Origin of the sequence: Sphingobium sp. 3R8, assembly GCF_020166615.1 — a bacterium.
Classification (GTDB): Bacteria; Pseudomonadota; Alphaproteobacteria; order Sphingomonadales; family Sphingomonadaceae; genus Sphingobium; species Sphingobium bisphenolicum.
On the sequence record NZ_JAIQXR010000002.1, the window covers coordinates 229,733 to 245,702 of the forward strand.

At 65.2% G+C, this 15,970-nt stretch carries 13 protein-coding genes; 1 reads left to right on the top strand and 12 read right to left on the bottom strand.

All coding sequences use genetic code 11. The features are described 5' to 3' along the window. Positions 1-4: 4 nt before the first annotated feature. The gene (locus tag K9B33_RS03105) at positions 5-2,767 is read left to right on the top strand and encodes a [protein-PII] uridylyltransferase (RefSeq protein WP_224546591.1); all 2,763 of its coding nucleotides are present in this window, start codon (positions 5-7) and stop codon (positions 2,765-2,767) included. A gap of 38 nt (positions 2,768-2,805) precedes the next feature. Here K9B33_RS03105 and K9B33_RS03110 read toward each other — a convergent pair whose 3' ends face one another. From K9B33_RS03110 to K9B33_RS03165, 12 genes are all read right to left on the bottom strand, one after another. Further along, complete coding sequence (locus K9B33_RS03110; protein WP_224546593.1) at positions 2,806-3,306, bottom strand: L,D-transpeptidase; 501 nt, start codon at positions 3,304-3,306, stop codon at positions 2,806-2,808. After that, entirely contained in the window at positions 3,303-4,376 is a 1,074-nt protein-coding gene (gene ribA / locus K9B33_RS03115) for a GTP cyclohydrolase II (RefSeq protein WP_224546594.1), read from the bottom strand. The genes K9B33_RS03110 and ribA overlap by 4 nt, the downstream gene beginning before the upstream one ends. After that, positions 4,376-5,173, bottom strand: a complete 798-nt coding sequence (locus K9B33_RS03120) for an exodeoxyribonuclease III (RefSeq protein ID WP_066607182.1) — start codon at positions 5,171-5,173, stop codon at positions 4,376-4,378. The genes ribA and K9B33_RS03120 overlap by 1 nt, the downstream gene beginning before the upstream one ends. Before the next feature lie 257 nt (positions 5,174-5,430). Then, a complete protein-coding gene (locus K9B33_RS03125) occupies positions 5,431-6,081 on the bottom strand; it encodes a LolA family protein (RefSeq protein ID WP_224546595.1) in 651 nt (216 codons plus the stop codon). 407 nt (positions 6,082-6,488) lie between these two features. Continuing rightward, the gene (locus tag K9B33_RS03130; protein ID WP_224546596.1) at positions 6,489-8,813 is read right to left on the bottom strand and encodes an FtsK/SpoIIIE family DNA translocase; all 2,325 of its coding nucleotides are present in this window, start codon (positions 8,811-8,813) and stop codon (positions 6,489-6,491) included. 98 nt (positions 8,814-8,911) lie between these two features. Continuing rightward, positions 8,912-9,394, bottom strand: coding sequence for a GNAT family N-acetyltransferase (locus tag K9B33_RS03135; protein WP_224546597.1), 483 nt, complete (start codon positions 9,392-9,394; stop codon positions 8,912-8,914). Next, a complete protein-coding gene (locus K9B33_RS03140; RefSeq protein WP_224546724.1) occupies positions 9,391-10,254 on the bottom strand; it encodes a DMT family transporter in 864 nt (287 codons plus the stop codon). Before K9B33_RS03140 ends, K9B33_RS03135 begins: the two co-directional genes overlap by 4 nt. A gap of 52 nt (positions 10,255-10,306) precedes the next feature. After that, positions 10,307-11,467 carry a flavodoxin-dependent (E)-4-hydroxy-3-methylbut-2-enyl-diphosphate synthase gene (gene ispG / locus K9B33_RS03145; protein ID WP_224546598.1) on the bottom strand — a complete coding sequence of 387 codons (1,161 nt, stop codon included), beginning with the start codon at positions 11,465-11,467 and terminating at the stop codon, positions 10,307-10,309. 80 nt (positions 11,468-11,547) lie between these two features. Continuing rightward, complete coding sequence (locus K9B33_RS03150; protein WP_224546599.1) at positions 11,548-12,852, bottom strand: OmpP1/FadL family transporter; 1,305 nt, start codon at positions 12,850-12,852, stop codon at positions 11,548-11,550. A 423-nt stretch (positions 12,853-13,275) separates the two neighbouring features. Beyond that, positions 13,276-14,652, bottom strand: a complete 1,377-nt coding sequence (pgmG, locus tag K9B33_RS03155) for a phosphoglucomutase/phosphomannomutase PgmG (RefSeq protein ID WP_224546600.1) — start codon at positions 14,650-14,652, stop codon at positions 13,276-13,278. Next, positions 14,649-15,092, bottom strand: a complete 444-nt coding sequence (locus tag K9B33_RS03160) for a J domain-containing protein (protein ID WP_224546601.1) — start codon at positions 15,090-15,092, stop codon at positions 14,649-14,651. The genes pgmG and K9B33_RS03160 overlap by 4 nt, the downstream gene beginning before the upstream one ends. Continuing rightward, positions 15,092-15,898 (bottom strand): division plane positioning ATPase MipZ, encoded by an 807-nt coding sequence (locus K9B33_RS03165; protein WP_224546602.1) that lies wholly within the window; start codon positions 15,896-15,898, stop codon positions 15,092-15,094. The genes K9B33_RS03160 and K9B33_RS03165 overlap by 1 nt, the downstream gene beginning before the upstream one ends. Between the last annotated feature and the right edge of the window lie 72 nt (positions 15,899-15,970).

Genomic DNA, 15,970 nt, shown 5'->3' on the forward strand with positions numbered 1-15,970 from the left:
CCAGATGGTCATGCAGTTCCCCGCGCTGGGATCGCGCCGCACGATCATCGACCGGCGCGCGATTTCCGACACGATCAACGCCCTGGCGACGGAGCATCGGGGCGATAGCACGCGGCTGCGCGCCGAAATCGTCAAGGAATTGAAGACGGCGCTGGAGCATGGCCGGGCCGAAGTCGCCAAACGGCTGGAGGCGAAACCGACGCGCGGGCGCGAATCCGTGACCGCCTTCGCCTTCCTGATCGACCAGATTTTACGCCTGCTCTACGATGCGACCACGCATCATCTCTATCCGGCGGGCAATCGCAGTACGGGCGAGCGGATCGCCCTGATCGCGGTCGGCGGCTATGGCCGGGGCGAAATGGCGCCGCACAGCGATGTCGATATCGGGTTCATCACCCCGTGGAAGCCCACCGGCTGGACCGAGCAGGTGATCGAATCCATGCTCTATTCGCTGTGGGATCTGGGGCTGAAGGTCGGCCATAGCAGCCGGTCGATCGACGAGACGATGCGGATGGCCAAGGCCGACCTGACGGTGCGCACCGCCCTGCTGGAGGCGCGATACGTCTGGGGCGACCGGGCGCTGTACGAGGAAACGTCGGTGCGGTTCGACGCCGAAGTGATGCAGGGCAATGCCCGCGCCTTCGTGACCGAAAAGCTGGTGGAGCGCGACGAGCGGCACAAGCGGATGGGCGACAGCCGCTATGTGGTCGAGCCCAATGTGAAGGAAGGCAAGGGCGGCCTGCGCGACCTGCACACTTTGTTCTGGATCGGCAAATATGTGAACCGGGTGAAGTCGGTCGCCGAACTGGTCGATGTCGGCCTGCTGACCGATGTCGAGCTGCGCCAGTTCCAGAAGGCCGAGGATTTCCTGTGGGCGGTGCGATGCCATCTGCACACCATAACGGGCCGCGCCGAGGATCGGCTGACCTTCGACCTGCAACTGGAGACCGCGACGCGGATGCGCTTCACCGGGCGCGCCGGCCGGTCCGGGGTCGAGCGCTTCATGCGCTATTATTTCCTGAACGCGAAGATCGTGGGCGACCTGACCGCCGTCTTCCTGGCGCATCTGGACGACCAGATGGCGGAAAAGGGCCGGCGCTACATCCCGTCCATCTTCCGCCGGCCCAAGAAGCTGGACGGGTTCGTGCTGGAACGCGGGCGCCTCAGCCTGCCGAGCGACGATTTCTTCCAGGCGGACCCGGTGCGGCTGCTGGAAATCTTCGCCGTGGCGGACAAGCACGGGCTGCAGATCCACCCCAGCGCGATCCGCGCGGCGAGCCGTGACGCGGGGCTGATCAACGCCAGGGTGCGGAAAGACCCGCGCGCCAATGCCGCCTTCATGGAGGTGCTGACGTCCCCGCGCGACCCGGAGACGGTGCTGCGCTGGATGAATGAATCGACCGTATTCGGCCGCTTCGTTCCCGATTTCCGCCGCGTCGTCGCGCAGATGCAGTTCGACATGTATCATCACTATACGGTTGACGAGCATACCATCCGCGCCGTCGGCCTGCTGTCGCAGATCGAGAAGGGCGCGTTGCCGCAGGATCATCCGCTGGCGACCGACCTGATGGGCAAATTGCTGTCGCGGCGGGCGCTCTATGTGGCGGTTCTGCTGCATGACATCGCCAAGGGGCGCGGCGGCGACCATAGTCTGCTCGGCGCCGAAGTGGCCGAGCAGCTTTGTCCACGGCTGGGGCTGACCCCGGCCGAGACGGAGACGGTGGCCTGGCTGGTGCGCTATCATCTGCTGATGTCGGCCACCGCCTTCAAGCGCGACCTGGCCGATTACAAGACGATCCTCGATTTCGTCGATGTGGTGCAAAGCCCGGAGCGGCTGCGACTGTTGCTCTGCCTGACGGTGGTGGATATCCGCGCCGTGGGACCAGGGGTGTGGAACAGCTGGAAGCGCCAGTTGCTCGGCGACCTGTATGACAGCGCCGAAGAAGTATTGCGGCTGGGTCACAAGCAGAAGGGCCGCAGCGAGCGGGTCACGGCCAAGCAGGACGGACTGCGGCAGGCGCTGGGCCTGGACGAGGCGGCGTTCGCGGCGTTCAGCAAGCGGCTGCCCGAATCCTACTGGATCGCCGAGCCCGAGGACATTCTCTTCCACAATGCGCAGCATATCCTGGCGGCAGGCGAATCGCCGCTGTCGATCGCGGCGCAATATTATCCGCAACGCGGCGCGACGTTGGTGACGGTCTATGCCGCCGACCATCCGGGGCTGTTCTATCGGATCGCGGGCGCCATCCATCTGGCCGGTGGCAATATCATCGATGCGCGAATCCATACGACGCGCGATGGCGTGGCGATCGACAATTTCCTGGTGCAGGATCCGCTGGGCGGCGCCTTCCACAGCCCCGACCAGCTGAAGCGCATCCGCAACGCGATCGAGGATTCGCTGTCCAACCGGCACCGGATGATCACCAAGCTGTCGGCGCGCCCCCTGCCCCGCACGCGCGCCGAGGCGTTCCGCATCGAGCCGAACGTGCTGATCGACAACAAGGCGTCGAACCGCTTCACCGTGGTCGAGGTGAACGCCCGCGACCGGCCGGCGCTGCTGTTCAGCCTGGCCAATGCGCTGTTCCAGTCCAAGGTCACGGTCCACAGCGCCCATGTCGCCACCTATGGCGAGCGCGCGGTCGACACCTTCTATGTCACCGACCTGCTGGGCGGGAAGATCGAGAGCAAGGCGCGGTTGCAGACTCTGGAACGACGCTTGCTGGAAGCGGCGGGCGGCGAAGTGGGCGAGGCGCTGGAGCGGGCTTGACCATATCTTATGTTCCCGCGCAGGCGGGAACACGGCAGCTACAGGATCTCCACCACATCGCCCGGCGCGAGCAACGGGAGCAGGCGCAGCATGTCGTCGCGGTCCACCGCGACGCAGCCTGCGGTGGGACGGCCTTCGGACAGGTGGAAGAAGATGGCGCTGCCCTGCCCCGGCACCGGCGGCGCGTCGTTATGGCCGAGGACGACGATGACGTCATAGGCACCGTCGCTGCGGATCAGGCTTTCGGCGGAGAAAGAGCGGGGCAACCGAACCGGGCGGTTATAGGCCGGGTCGGCGATGTCGTCCGACCAGCCGTCGTTCGCGCGGACCCAGCGCCAGGGCAGGCGCAGGCCGGTCGGTTCGATCTTGTTGGGACGGAGCAGCACGCCGCGGATCGGCCAGACACCCAGCGGGGTGCAGCCGTCGCCTTCGCGCTTGTCGGCGGCCGGGCAGGCCCCGCCCCGGCCGATAGTGCAATCCATCGCCAGTTCGCCGAAGGTCAGGCGGCCCGCGCCGCAATCGACGCGAAGGACGGTCACAGCTGGTGGCCGGTTCGGTCGCGCTTGGTGGCAAGATAGCGTTCATTATGCGGGTTGGTCGGCAGGATGATCGGCAGGCGTTCCGTCACGCGAATACCCGCCGCCTCCAGTCCCGCAACCTTGTTGGGATTGTTGGTGAGCAGCCGCACCGCGCCCACGCCGAGCAGATCGAGCATCCGCGCCGCGACCGAGAAATCGCGCGCGTCGATGGCGAAGCCCAGCCGCACATTGGCGTCCACCGTGTCGAACCCCTGATCCTGCATCGCATAGGCGCGCAATTTGTTGACCAGGCCGATGCCGCGCCCTTCCTGACGAAGATAGAGGAGGATGCCCCAGGGCGCATCGGCGATCCGGTGCAGCGCCTCATGCAGTTGCGGGCCGCAATCGCATTTCAGGCTGCCCAGCACGTCGCCGGTCAGGCATTCGCTGTGCAGGCGGATGACCGGCGGCGAGCTATCGCGCTTGCCCACCACCAGCGCGACATGCTCGCGCGGTTCGTCGGGGCTGCGGAAGGCGATGATTTCGCCGGTCTCGCTGGCCGACACCGGCAGGCGGGCGCGGGTGGCGATGGCGAGGTGGGTGGCGTCGTCATAGGCGGCGATAGCGTCGGCGCTCAACGTCGCTTCGACCGGGCCGTCGGCAGGCATCAGGAAAAATGCGGGCAGGATGCCGGCCAGCCGGGCAAGGCGCAGCGCCGCCTTGGCGGCCTGGGGGCTAAGCAGCGGGCGGGCACGAAACGGCCCTTTCAGCGGCGAGGCGAGATCGAGCACCGGGTCGGAAATGGCGGTGGCGACATCGGCGTCGATCCAGGGCGCGCGTTCGACCAGCACCGGCAGGTCGGGGTCGGCCGCCGCCAACTGGTTGGCCAGCTTCAAGGTTTCGGCGCGGGCGGCGGATATGAGGATGTCGGCCTGGCCGCGCGGGTCGAAGTCCGCCAGCGTGACCGCATCCGCGCCCTCGATCGCCATCAGCCTAATCGCGCCATCGGGCGCGGACAGGCGCACGGCCCAGCCGCGACGCAGCGCGTCTATGGCGCGCGCGGCATCGCGCCCGTTGGCGACACTAGGCATCAGAAAGCGAATTCGGTGATGATGGGGATATGGTCGGACGGCTTGATCCAGCTACGCGCGGGTTCGACCACGCGATGGCTGGTCGCCTTGTTCGCCACGTCCTTCGTCATCCACATATGATCGAGGCGGCGGCCGCGATCCGATTCCGCCCAGTCCTTCGCGCGGTAGCTCCACCAGGTATAGAGGCGCGCCGGCGCGGGATGGAAATGGCGGCCGATATCGACCCAGTCGTTCGACGCCTGCAACCGGGCGAGGATTTCACATTCCCCCGGCGTGTGACTGACGACGTTGAGCAACTGTTTGTGGCTCCAGACGTCGCATTCCAGCGGGGCGATGTTGAAGTCGCCGGTCAGGATGGCGGGTTGGCTGCCTAGCGCGGACGACCATTGGATCATCCGTTCGAGGAAATCCATCTTCTGGCCGAATTTGGGATTGAGATCACGGTCGGGAATGTCGCCACCGGCGGGCACATAGACATTCTCGATCCGCACGCCATTGTCGAGCCGCACGCCGACATGGCGCGCTTCGCCATTGGCCTGCCAGTCGAACCGGTCATCCTCATGCACCGGCACCTTGCTCATGATCGCGACGCCATGGTGCATACGCTGGCCATTCAGCACCTGATGAACATAGCCCATGCGGCGGAACATTTCGGTGGGGAAGGTCTCGTTCACCACCTTGGTTTCCTGCAGGCACAATATGTCCGGCGCTTCGAGCCGCAGCAGCTGTTCGACTATGTCGATGCGCGCGCGGACGGAGTTGATGTTCCAGGAGCAGATAGAGAGGGTGTCGGCCATGGGATTCCACCTAGGAGGCCGCAGGCGGACACGCAAGCGGCTGAAAGAAGGCCGCACAAAGTAAGACCCCCGCTCCGGGGGCGTGGAACGGGGGTCTCGATCGCGCCCTTGAAGCGCTTCGCGGCGAGAGGGGGGACCGGGTAACAGGGGGGAAATCCCGGTTTGTCTCTCGCCTTGGGTCTTGATTAGCCGCCGCCATATGAGCGTCAGATGAACGAAGTCGGATGTTTTTCCATCCGTCCTGCAAGGCGCTCGGGTCAGCCGCCCGCCGACCGTCCCTTGGGCCGCGGATCGGTCCAGCGGAAGGCGGAATCGGCCACCGGCGCACCATAGACATGGTTGCTCAGCCGCACCGCGGTGCGGTTGTTCTGCGAATCGAGCGCCACCCAACCGTAAAGCTGCAGGCCCGCTGGACCCGATGCGTTGCGTTTGAAGATCATGGTGATGGTGCCATATTCGGGCCGCTTGGGATCGCGCGCCTCTATGCTCAGGATCGACGGGTCGCCGGTAGGAACGACCTTGCCATATTTCGACAGATCCTTGTTCGGGTCGAGCAGGGCGCCCAGCGGCGAATTGCCGATCGGCCAGCGCTGCACCTGCCGCACTTCATAGTCGATCATGGTCAGCGCCTTGCCGTCGCCCACGATCAGCAGCGGCACGCCCTTTTGATATTGGAAGCGGATCTTGCCCGGCTGCTTCAGGGTCAGCTTGCCGGTCAGGGTCTGGCCGCTGCGGTCGGTCTGGGTGAAATCGGCGGTCAGGGTGGTGACGCCGCGGATATAGGCATTGACCTGGGTCAGGTCGGACGAGGCCTGCTGCGCGGCGACGGGCGCGGTCGGCACGACGACCGACAGGGCGGCCGGCGCGGCGGCAAGGGCCAGGATCAGGGGCGCAAGGCTGCGCTGCATGGCGTTCAACTCCGGTTGTTCAGGAATTTACGGGGTAGAAGGTCGGGCTTGAACCCGTTGTGAACCCGGCTGTTCCGAAATAGCAAGCTTTGGGCTTGATGGGGGAGAGCATCCGCAGACGGTCGCGACAGCTCGATCCCCCATGCTCCCGCCTCGCCCTGCCGGTCTGACCGGCGGCACCGCTCCAATTATGTTATCGGCGCGGCAGCAGCGGGACCCGCCTAGACCGATTCGCGAACAAAAAAAAGGGCCGATCCGAAGACCAGCCCGAAAAGTTTTAGGAGAGGATGCCTGAAAGGCCTGATCCTATTGCCCGGTCCCGCTTGATGCTGCAAATGCGAAGGCCGCAGGAGCGATTGCACGATATGCAATCATAACCATTTTTGGTCGGATCAGAGCGGCCAGTGTCACAGAGGATTGCCATTTTCGTCGCGCAGCACTTCACGGCGGCCGACATGGTTGGGCGGGCCGACCAGCCCTTCCTCCTCCATCCGTTCGATCAGGCGCGCTGCCGAATTATAACCGACGCGCAATTGGCGTTGCAGCCAGCTGGTCGAGGCCTTCTGATTTTCGAAGACGAGCTGGCACGCCTTGCGGAACAGTTGCGCGTCGGGGCTGTCGTCGCCCAGATCCACACCGTCGAGGGCGAAGCTGCCCTCCTCCGGCTCCTCGGTCACGGCCTGGATATAGTCGGGCTGGCCTTGCGCGCGCCAATGATCGGCGACGACGCGCACTTCATCGTCCGAGACGAAGGGACCATGGACGCGGGTCAGACCCTTGCCGCCATGCATGTAGAGCATGTCGCCCTTGCCCAGCAGCTGTTCGGCGCCCTGTTCGCCCAATATGGTGCGGCTGTCGATCTTGCTGGTGACGAAGAAGCTGATGCGGGTCGGCAGGTTCGCCTTGATGACGCCGGTGATGACGTCGACCGAGGGACGCTGGGTCGCGAGGATCAGGTGGATGCCCGCGGCGCGCGCCTTCTGCGCCAGACGCTGGATCAGGAATTCGACTTCCTTGCCCGCCGTCATCATGAGGTCGGCCAGCTCGTCCACCACCACCACGATCTGGGGCAGCGGCTGGAAATCGAGCTGTTCTTCCTCGTAAATGGGCTTGCCGGTTTCGGGGTCGTAGCCGGTCTGTACCCGCCTGCCCAGTGGCTTGCCCTTCGCCTTGGCAGCGCGAACCTTTTCGTTATAGTTGGCCAAGTTGCGCACCGAGATGGACGCCATCATGCGATAGCGATCCTCCATCTGCTCCACCGCCCATTTGAGCGCGCGGATCGCCTTGGCCGGTTCGGTGACGACCGGCGAGAGGAGATGCGGGATGTCGTCATAGGTCGACAGTTCCAGCATCTTGGGATCGATCATGATCAGGCGCAACTGGTCCGGCGTCATGCGGTAGAGCAGCGACAGGATCATGGCGTTCAGGCCGACGGATTTACCCGAACCGGTGGTGCCCGCGATCAGCAGATGCGGCATGGGCGCCAGGTCGGCGATAATCGGCTCACCCGAGATATTCTTGCCCAGGATGATCGGCAGGGTCGCTTCCTGCATGAACTGTTCGCTGGTGATGAGTTCGCGGAAGGATACGCCCTCGCGATGGGCGTTGGGCAATTCGATGCCGATCACGGTGCGGCCGGGAATGGTCGCGACGCGGGCCGAGAGCGCCGACATGTTGCGGGCGATATCGTCCGCCAGCGCGATCACGCGGCTCGCCTTGATGCCGGGCGCGGGTTCCAGTTCATACATGGTGACGACCGGACCGGGGCGCACTTCGGTGATGTTGCCCTTCACATGGAAGTCGTCGAGCACCGATTCGAGCAGGCGGGCGTTGCGTTCCAGTGCGGCCTTGTCGATCTTGCCGCCCTGATTGGCGGGGATGGGGTTGAGCAGATCGGGCGACGGCAGCGAACTATGGCCGAACAGATCGTCCTGGCTGACCGGCGCCATCGCGCGCTGGACCGGCGCGGGCTTGGGCGACTGGATGGTGATCGGCGGCTTGGGTTCGTTCGATACCTGCTTGCGCGGGGTGATGACCCGCTCGGTCAATTCGTCCTCCGCATCCTCATCGACATCGACGGCCGAGGGACCGGCGAAGCCCAGCGTGGGGCGCGGCAAGTTGAGTTTGGGCAGCGAAGGGCGGCGCAGCGCGATGATCGGCTTTTCCAGCGCCAGGCTGCGATAGCTGGCGAAAAGGCCCGCGATCAGTGCAACGACGATGAGGATGCCGGTGATCCAGGGCGCGGCGGCGGGCGCCTGCGCGGTCAGGCTGGCGATACCCTTGGCGACGACCAGGCCGATCACACCGCCCCAGCCCGCGGGCAGGCCGACCAGCGGCGCGCTCTGAAACAAAGCGAGTGCAATGCCGATCAGGACGATGCCGAACAGGCATTTGCCGAACTGCCCCTTCCACCCGCTCATATCCTGGTCGCCCCACATGCGGCGGGCGGTGACCGCCATCAGCGGCAGGATGAGGGCGACGGGCACGCCCAGCAGCCAGAGCAGGAAATCGGCGGCCCAGGCGCCGGGTGCCTGCATGATGTTGGCGACATGATCACCCGCGACGGTGTTCATCGACGGGTCGCTCGGCGCATAGCTGAGCAGCGCCAGCGCCAGGAACAGCGTTGCCAGCATGAGCGTGATCGCGCCGATCAGCGCGCCGCTGCGAATGAGGCTGCGCTTCAACATTTCGCGCCATTCCGGCGTGCGTTTCACGGTGCGGCCGACGGCCATAATCCTGCTTGTCCCCCAAATGTTCCGTTTCGGCACAATGAACCCGAGGGCGAGTCCGCGTCAAGGGCGCGGCGGATCGGCTCGTCCCGTGCGACCGATCAAAGCGCGGCGAGGGCCGTCAGCGTATCGCCGTCGACCCGCTGCACCGTCCATTCGTCCATCGGCGTCGCGCCGAGCGAGCGGTAGAAGGCGATGGAGGGTTCGTTCCAGTCAAGCACCGACCATTCGAGCCGGGCGCAGTCGCGCTCGATCGCCAGTTGCGCCAGACGGGCGAGCAACGCCTTGCCCGCGCCCAGGCCGCGGGCGTCCGGCAGGACGAACAGATCCTCCAGATAGACGCCCGGCCGCGCCTCGAAGGTCGAGAAATTGTGGAAGAACAGGGCGAAGCCGACCGCCCGGCCTTCATGTTCGGCGATCAGCACCTCCGCCATCGGCCGCGGGCCGAACAAATAGCGGGCGAGCGTGGCGCGGTCCGCCTTCACCGCATGGGCGAGCCGTTCATAATCGGCCAGCGCCAGGATGAAGTCATGAATGGTGCCGATATCGTCGGCCTGCGCGTCGCGAATGATGATGTCGGTCATGCCGTTCCCGCTTCCACATGGGCGCCATCAGCCCCTTTGCTACGGGCGGCGATAAGGCAGCCGACGACGATGAGCAATGCGCCCGCCACCGTGGTCAGGGTCAATTTCTCGCCGAACGCCAGCCAGCCCATCAGCGCCGCCCAGAGAAAAGCGCTATATTCGACCGGGATGAGCCGCTGCGCCTCCGCCCGCGCATAGGCCCAGGCGAGCGCAGCCAGCGAGGTGAAGGCGAGGCTGGCCGCGAGCATTACCAGCGGAACGGCTGTGCGATCGGGCAGCACGGCCCATGCCGGAGCGCCCAGCACGAACACGCCCAGCATGACGACATGCTGGAAGAAGGCGACCTCGATCGGCGAGGCGCGCTGCGCCTGCTGCCGCTGGAGGATGAGATTCCAGGCGAAGAGCAAAGCGGAGAGCAGGACCGCGCCCGCGCCCAGCAGCGCATCGGCATCATAGCGCCCCTGCAATTTGCCCGACAGGATCACGCCCACGCCGACCAGTCCGAGCAGCGACGCCCCGATCGCCCGCCGCCCAACCGTCTCACCCAGCAGCAACGCGGCGAGATAGAGGGCGATCAGCGGCGCGATGAAGGAGAGCGCGATCGCTTCGGCGAGCGGCATCCGCATGAGCGCCCAGAAGAAGAGCGCCGCCATCAGCGCCACGACCGAGCCGCGCAGCAGGTGCAGGCGCAGCACAGCGCGGTCCGGCCAGCGCTGCCGGGTGAGCAGCATCAGCGCAAGGCCTAACAAGCTGCCCGCCGCGGCGCGCCAGAGCAGCGCATTATAGAGGCCGATGGAAAGGCTGAGCCCCTTCATCGCCGCGTCCATCACGGAGAATAGCGCGACGCCGATGCAGCACATGGCGAAGGGAATGGCGAACCCGCCGGGCGTGGGGCGCACCGCGTCGCTCCGCTTATTCCGCCGCCTCCGCCTTGCCCGCATCGGTCATGTCGGATTCGGCCTTGGCCGCCTCGATTTCCGCCGCCTTGGCTTCGACCAGACGGACGATATGGTCGACCATGCCCTCGTCCTGCACGGTGTGATCGGTGATCCCCGACAGATAGACCATATGCTTGCCCGCGCCGCCGCCGGTCAGCCCGATGTCGGTCTCGCGCGCTTCGCCCGGACCGTTGACGACGCAGCCAAGCACCGAGAGCGAGAGCGGCGTGTGGATATGCTGGAGCCGTTCCTCCAGCGCCTGGACGGTGCGGATGACGTCGAAACCCTGGCGCGCGCAACTGGGGCAGGAGATGACCTTCACCCCGCGGGTGCGGATGCCGAGCGATTTGAGAATCTCATAGCCGACGCGTACTTCCTCCTCCGGTTCGGCGGAGAGCGAAACGCGGATCGTGTCGCCGACGCCGGCCCAGAGCAGGTTGCCGATGCCGATCGCGCTTTTCACCGTGCCGCCGATCAGGCCGCCGGCCTCGGTGATGCCCAGATGCAGCGGGCAATCGACCGCGTCGGCGAGCTGCATATAGGCGGCTACGGCGAGGAACACGTCGCTGGCCTTCACCGCGACCTTATATGCGTGGAAATCCTGGTCCTGCAGCAGCTTGATATGGTCGAGCGCGGATTCGACCAGTGCTTCTGGGCATGGCTCGCCATATTTTTCGAGCAGATCCTTCTCCAGCGACCCGGCGTTGACGCCGATGCGGATGGAGCAGCCATTGGCCTTGGCTGCGTCGACCACCTCCTTCACCCGCTTTTCCGACCCGATATTGCCCGGATTGATGCGCAGGCAGGCGGCACCCGCATCGGCCGCTTCCAGCGCCCGCTTATAGTGAAAATGGATGTCGGCAACAATCGGCACGCGCGCGGCGCGGACGATCTGCTTGAGCGCGGCCGTCGATTCCTCATCGGGGCAGGAGACGCGGATGATGTCGACGCCCGCCTCCTCGCAACGGCGGATCTGGTCGATCGTCGCCTTGACGTCATGGGTCAGCGTGTTCGTCATGGTCTGGACCGTGACAGGCGCGCCGCCGCCGACCGGGACATTGCCGACCATGATCTGGCGCGACTCCCGCCGCGCTATGTCGCGCCAGGGGCGCAGGCCGGGATTATGATCGGACATGAAAAAGGGGCTCCGTAAGCTACGAAGCCCCTATAGGGATTTTCGGTGACGGTTAGAAGCGCCCCCTGAAAATCAGGCCGTCAGAAGCGCAGCGTCGCGGAGGCCGCAACCTGGTCCGCATTGCCGCTGGTCTGCGCCAGCGTGGTGGCGGTGACGGTCGCGGGCGACGGGAAATAGCTGTCGGGCCGGATGATGTTCGCCTTTTCCACGAAGGTGTGCGCGTAGCTCAGATTCAGCGCGAAGGCGTCCGACATGTTCCAGGTTGCGCCACCGGTCAGCCAGACGCGGTCGCCATCGGGGACGCGGGTGGTCAGATGCTGCGGATTGGTGGGCGAACGGTCGAACATCGTGCCGGCGCGGACGGTGAAGGCCGGGCTGACATCATATTCGCCGCCGACGCTGACCGAATAGCTGTCCTTATAATCCAGTTCCTTGTTGGTGGTGCCGGCGGCCGAGGTGACGGCGATGCCCTTGAAGCGCGACCAGTTATACCATTTGCCGGTGACCATCGCGCGCAGTTGCGGCGTCAGCTTGTGCATCATGGAGACGGTGACGATGTCGGGCAGTTCCAGCGGGGCGGTGGCGGCGAATGCGCCGTTGCCTGCCGCGATCGGCCCGACCAGACCGGATACGGTCTGGGTGCCGGCCAGCTTGTGGCTGACGCCCGAGCGATAATGGACGCCCCAATTGGTGTCGCCGGTGGTGTAGAAGAGGCCGGCGTTCCAGCCCACCGACCAGTCGTCGCCCTTGAGCTGGGCAAAGCCGTCGGTGGTGACGAGGGGCGAGAGCTGCGGCAGCGCGTTGGTCAGCGTCGCCTTCACATATTGCACGTCGACGCCGCCGCCGATCGAGAGATTGTCGGTCAGCTTGTAGGCAGCCGAGGGCTGGATATTATAGGTTTTGAGGTCGGTGTAGAGCGAGTCATAGCGGCCGAAGAAGCCGTCATCATATTCCAGCTTAAGGCCGAAGGGGGCGTTGACGCCAAGGCCGACCCAGAGCCGGTCACTGACCTGCGCACTGGCATAGAAGCTGGGAATGGGGATGACGCTTTCGAACGGATTGCCGCCATCATTGCCGCCGACCGGGACCGACAGGGGCGAGCCGGGGATGCTGCGACGGGTGCCGCGGTTGGTCTGGTGCGCCGACGCCATCAGCGCGACGCCGCCGATCGACGTCTGGATGCCCGACAGCTGCGTCATCGCTGCCGGATTGAAATAGATGGTGGACGGATCGTCGCCAGCCGCCGCGCCGCCGGAAAGCGCGCGCCCGGTTTCCTTGGGCGACTGTTCCTGCAGATAGAAGCCGCCGGCAAAAGCCGGAGCCGTCGACGCCAGCATGGCGCCGGTCAGGAGAAGAGCAGGAAAAAAGCGACCGCGAAGCAACATGGCAGATCCTCTACTGGACTTGATATTGGCCTTGATCGTGGGCGTTCGAACGCTCGACCGGCTGTTTGGACCCAGCCCGATTATCAGGATTGTGGTTAAATTCCAGTGAGCGGATCGCCCGATTCGTCGCATTTCCGCGCCCGCGGATCCGTCGGGACGACAGGACGCTACGGCAACAGGGCCGGAGAGCGGACGATGCGAGACGAAAAAAAAGCCGCCCCGAAGGACGGCCTTGAAGTTTTAGGAGAGGATGCCTGAAAGGCGGGTTCCTTTTGCGGTGCAGCGCATATTGTCGCAAATGCGAAACATGGTAGGACGATTGCGTTTTCTGCAATCGTTATCCGTTGACACGCTTTCCGTAAGGGAAAGTGGCAGAAAAAAACTGATAGCGATACCAAATTATAGGATGTCGATAGGCGCTTTTCAGGCTGACACCACCCGGATGACACCCGAATCGGCCAGTTGCGCATCCATTTGCGCGATCAGTCGCGCCAGTCCTGCCTCGTCGGCTGATTCGGCGCGCGCCACCAGCGCAGCCTCGGTATTGGATGCCCGCAGTAGCCACCAGCCATCGTCGGTGCGGACCCGCACGCCGTCGATGGCGCAGATATCGGCGCCTGCGGCCTGAAGGCGCGCAAGGATATCGGCCACCACCGCGAACTTGCGCGATTCCGCCACAGGGAAGCGCCATTCCGGCGTGATCACGCTGGTCGGCATCCCATCGTGCAACGCGCTCAGGCTCCGCCCCAGCGATCCCACGGCGCGGATCAGGCGGACGGCGGCATAGAGGCCGTCGTCATAGCCGGGATACTCGTCGGCGAAAAACAGATGGCCGGTGGTTTCGCCACCCAACGGGCTGCCAATCTGCTTCATTCTGGACTTGATATGGCTGTGACCGGTCTTCCACATGTCGGGCCGTCCGCCCAGCGCGGTGATGCGGTCGAACAGGGTCTGGCTGGCCTTCACATCCGCCACGACCGGCGCGCCCGGCCGTTTTTCCAATATGATCTGCGCGAAGAGTCCGAGCAACTGGTCGCCCGCGATTGTCCGGCCCAGCCCGTCGATCACGCCGATCCGGTCGCCATCACCATCGAAAGCCACGCCGAAATCGAGCTGTTTGGCAAGGACGAGCGCGCGCAGATCGGCCAGATTCCGCTCCTGGGAAGGATCGGGATGATGATGGGGAAAATGGCCGTCTATATCGGTGAAGAGCAGATGATGCTCACCGGGCAGGAGCTGCGCCAGCTTCTCCACCACCGGCCCGGCGGCGCCATTGCCCGCGTCCCAGCCGATGCGAAGCGCCGGGCCGTCAAAACCCTGCATCATGCGCGCAACATAGGCATCCATGACATCGACCGTTTCGACATGCCCCGCGCCGCTTTCCCAGTCGCCCGCCGCCGCCAGGGCGCCCAGCCGCTGAATATCGTCGCCGAAAAAGGGCGCGTGACGGTGGACCAGCTTGAAGCCATTCTGGTCGCCGGGATTATGGCTGCCGGTTATCTGGATGCCGCCATCCACATCGCTCGCCATTTCGGCATGATATAGCATCGGCGTCGGGCCAAGGCCGATGCGCCGCACGCCGATGCCGGTCGCGGCCAATCCCGCGACCAGTGCCTTTTCCAGCATCGGCGAACTGAGTCGCCCGTCATAACCGACCGCGATATGCCGTCCGCCGGCGCGGGCGACGATCGTGCCGAAGCTGCGGCCCAGTGCCCAGGCGTCGGCGACATGCAGCGTGTCACCCACCCTGCCGCGCAGATCATAGTCGCGCAGCAGCGTCGGGTCGAAACGATGGGTCAAAGCGGGGTCTGGTCATCGAGCAGCAGGTCGCGCGCGGCATTGATCTGGGCGGCAAGCGCTTCGGTGCCCCCTTTGTCGGGGTGGACCGAGGCGATCAGGCGGCGATGGGCGGCGCGGATCGTGGGCGCGTCGGCATCGGGACCAACGCCCAGCAGGGCGCGCGCTTTCGCGACGTCAGCATCCGCCTGCGGGGGTGAGGCGGGCGCTGCGGGGCGTTTGCGCACCTTCACCTTCGCCTTGGCATTGCCCTGCTTCGCGAAGAAGAGCGCCGCGCCGATCAACAGGGGCGCGCCGATCACCGGCTTGCCCTTGGCCGCGAGCACCGCGCCCACCAGCGCCGCCCCCAATGCCATGCCATCCTTTGCCGTCATGCGTTGCAGCTTTCCCGTCCAGATGAGCCAGATCGCCACGGCGGCCAGCGCAAGAGCGAACATGCCCATCAGGCCGCGCCGAGCAGATCCACAGACGTCATGCCATCGCGCGTCGGCAGGGCGAGCCCCGCCACCATCTCGCGCAATTCCTGGCGCGCGGCGATATGGCTGACCCCCAGTTCGCCCAGATGCCCCTTGTCGAGCAAGGTCAGGCCCGAGGGAAAGAGTTCGCGGAAGATGACGCGTTCCGACAGGCCGGGAATGACGCGGAAGCCGACGCGGCGGGACAATTCCATCAGCGCGTCGCCCACGCGCTTCTTGTTGCGCGCGTCATGATGCTGGACACGGTTGCGCAGCACCACCCAGTCGATCGCGACGCCGTCGACCTTTGCCCGCGTCTTGCGCGCTTCGAAGATGAGTTCGGAATAGAAGGACAGGCGACGGACCTTGAAGGTTTCCGGGTCGACCTGGCCGATCAGGTCGAAATCGACGAAACTGTCGTTCATCGGCGTGACCAGCGTGTTGGCGTGGGGCGCGAGATGCCGGGCATAGATATCGTCGCGGCCGGGCGTGTCCACGACCAGGAAATCCTTGTCCGCCGCCAGCGTGACGACCTGATCGTCCAGCGCGGCGATGCTGTCGCCGGTGAAGACGGCGAAATCGGGCGTGGGCAGGTCGATGCTGCGGCGGCGCGCGGTATCGAGGCGATTTTCCATATAGCGGGTGACGGTGCGCTGGCGCGGATCGAGGTCGATCATGCCGACGCGATGACCGAGCGCGCTCAAGGCGATGGCGGTGTGGACCGCCGTGGTCGACTTGCCGGTGCCGCCCTTTTCATTGGCGAAGACGATGAGATGCGGCTGCGGATTGCCCATTGACCCCAGATAACCCCGTTGATTGTCGCAATGTTTGTTGACGGTCGCGCCGGCACGAGCCTAGCAGGACAC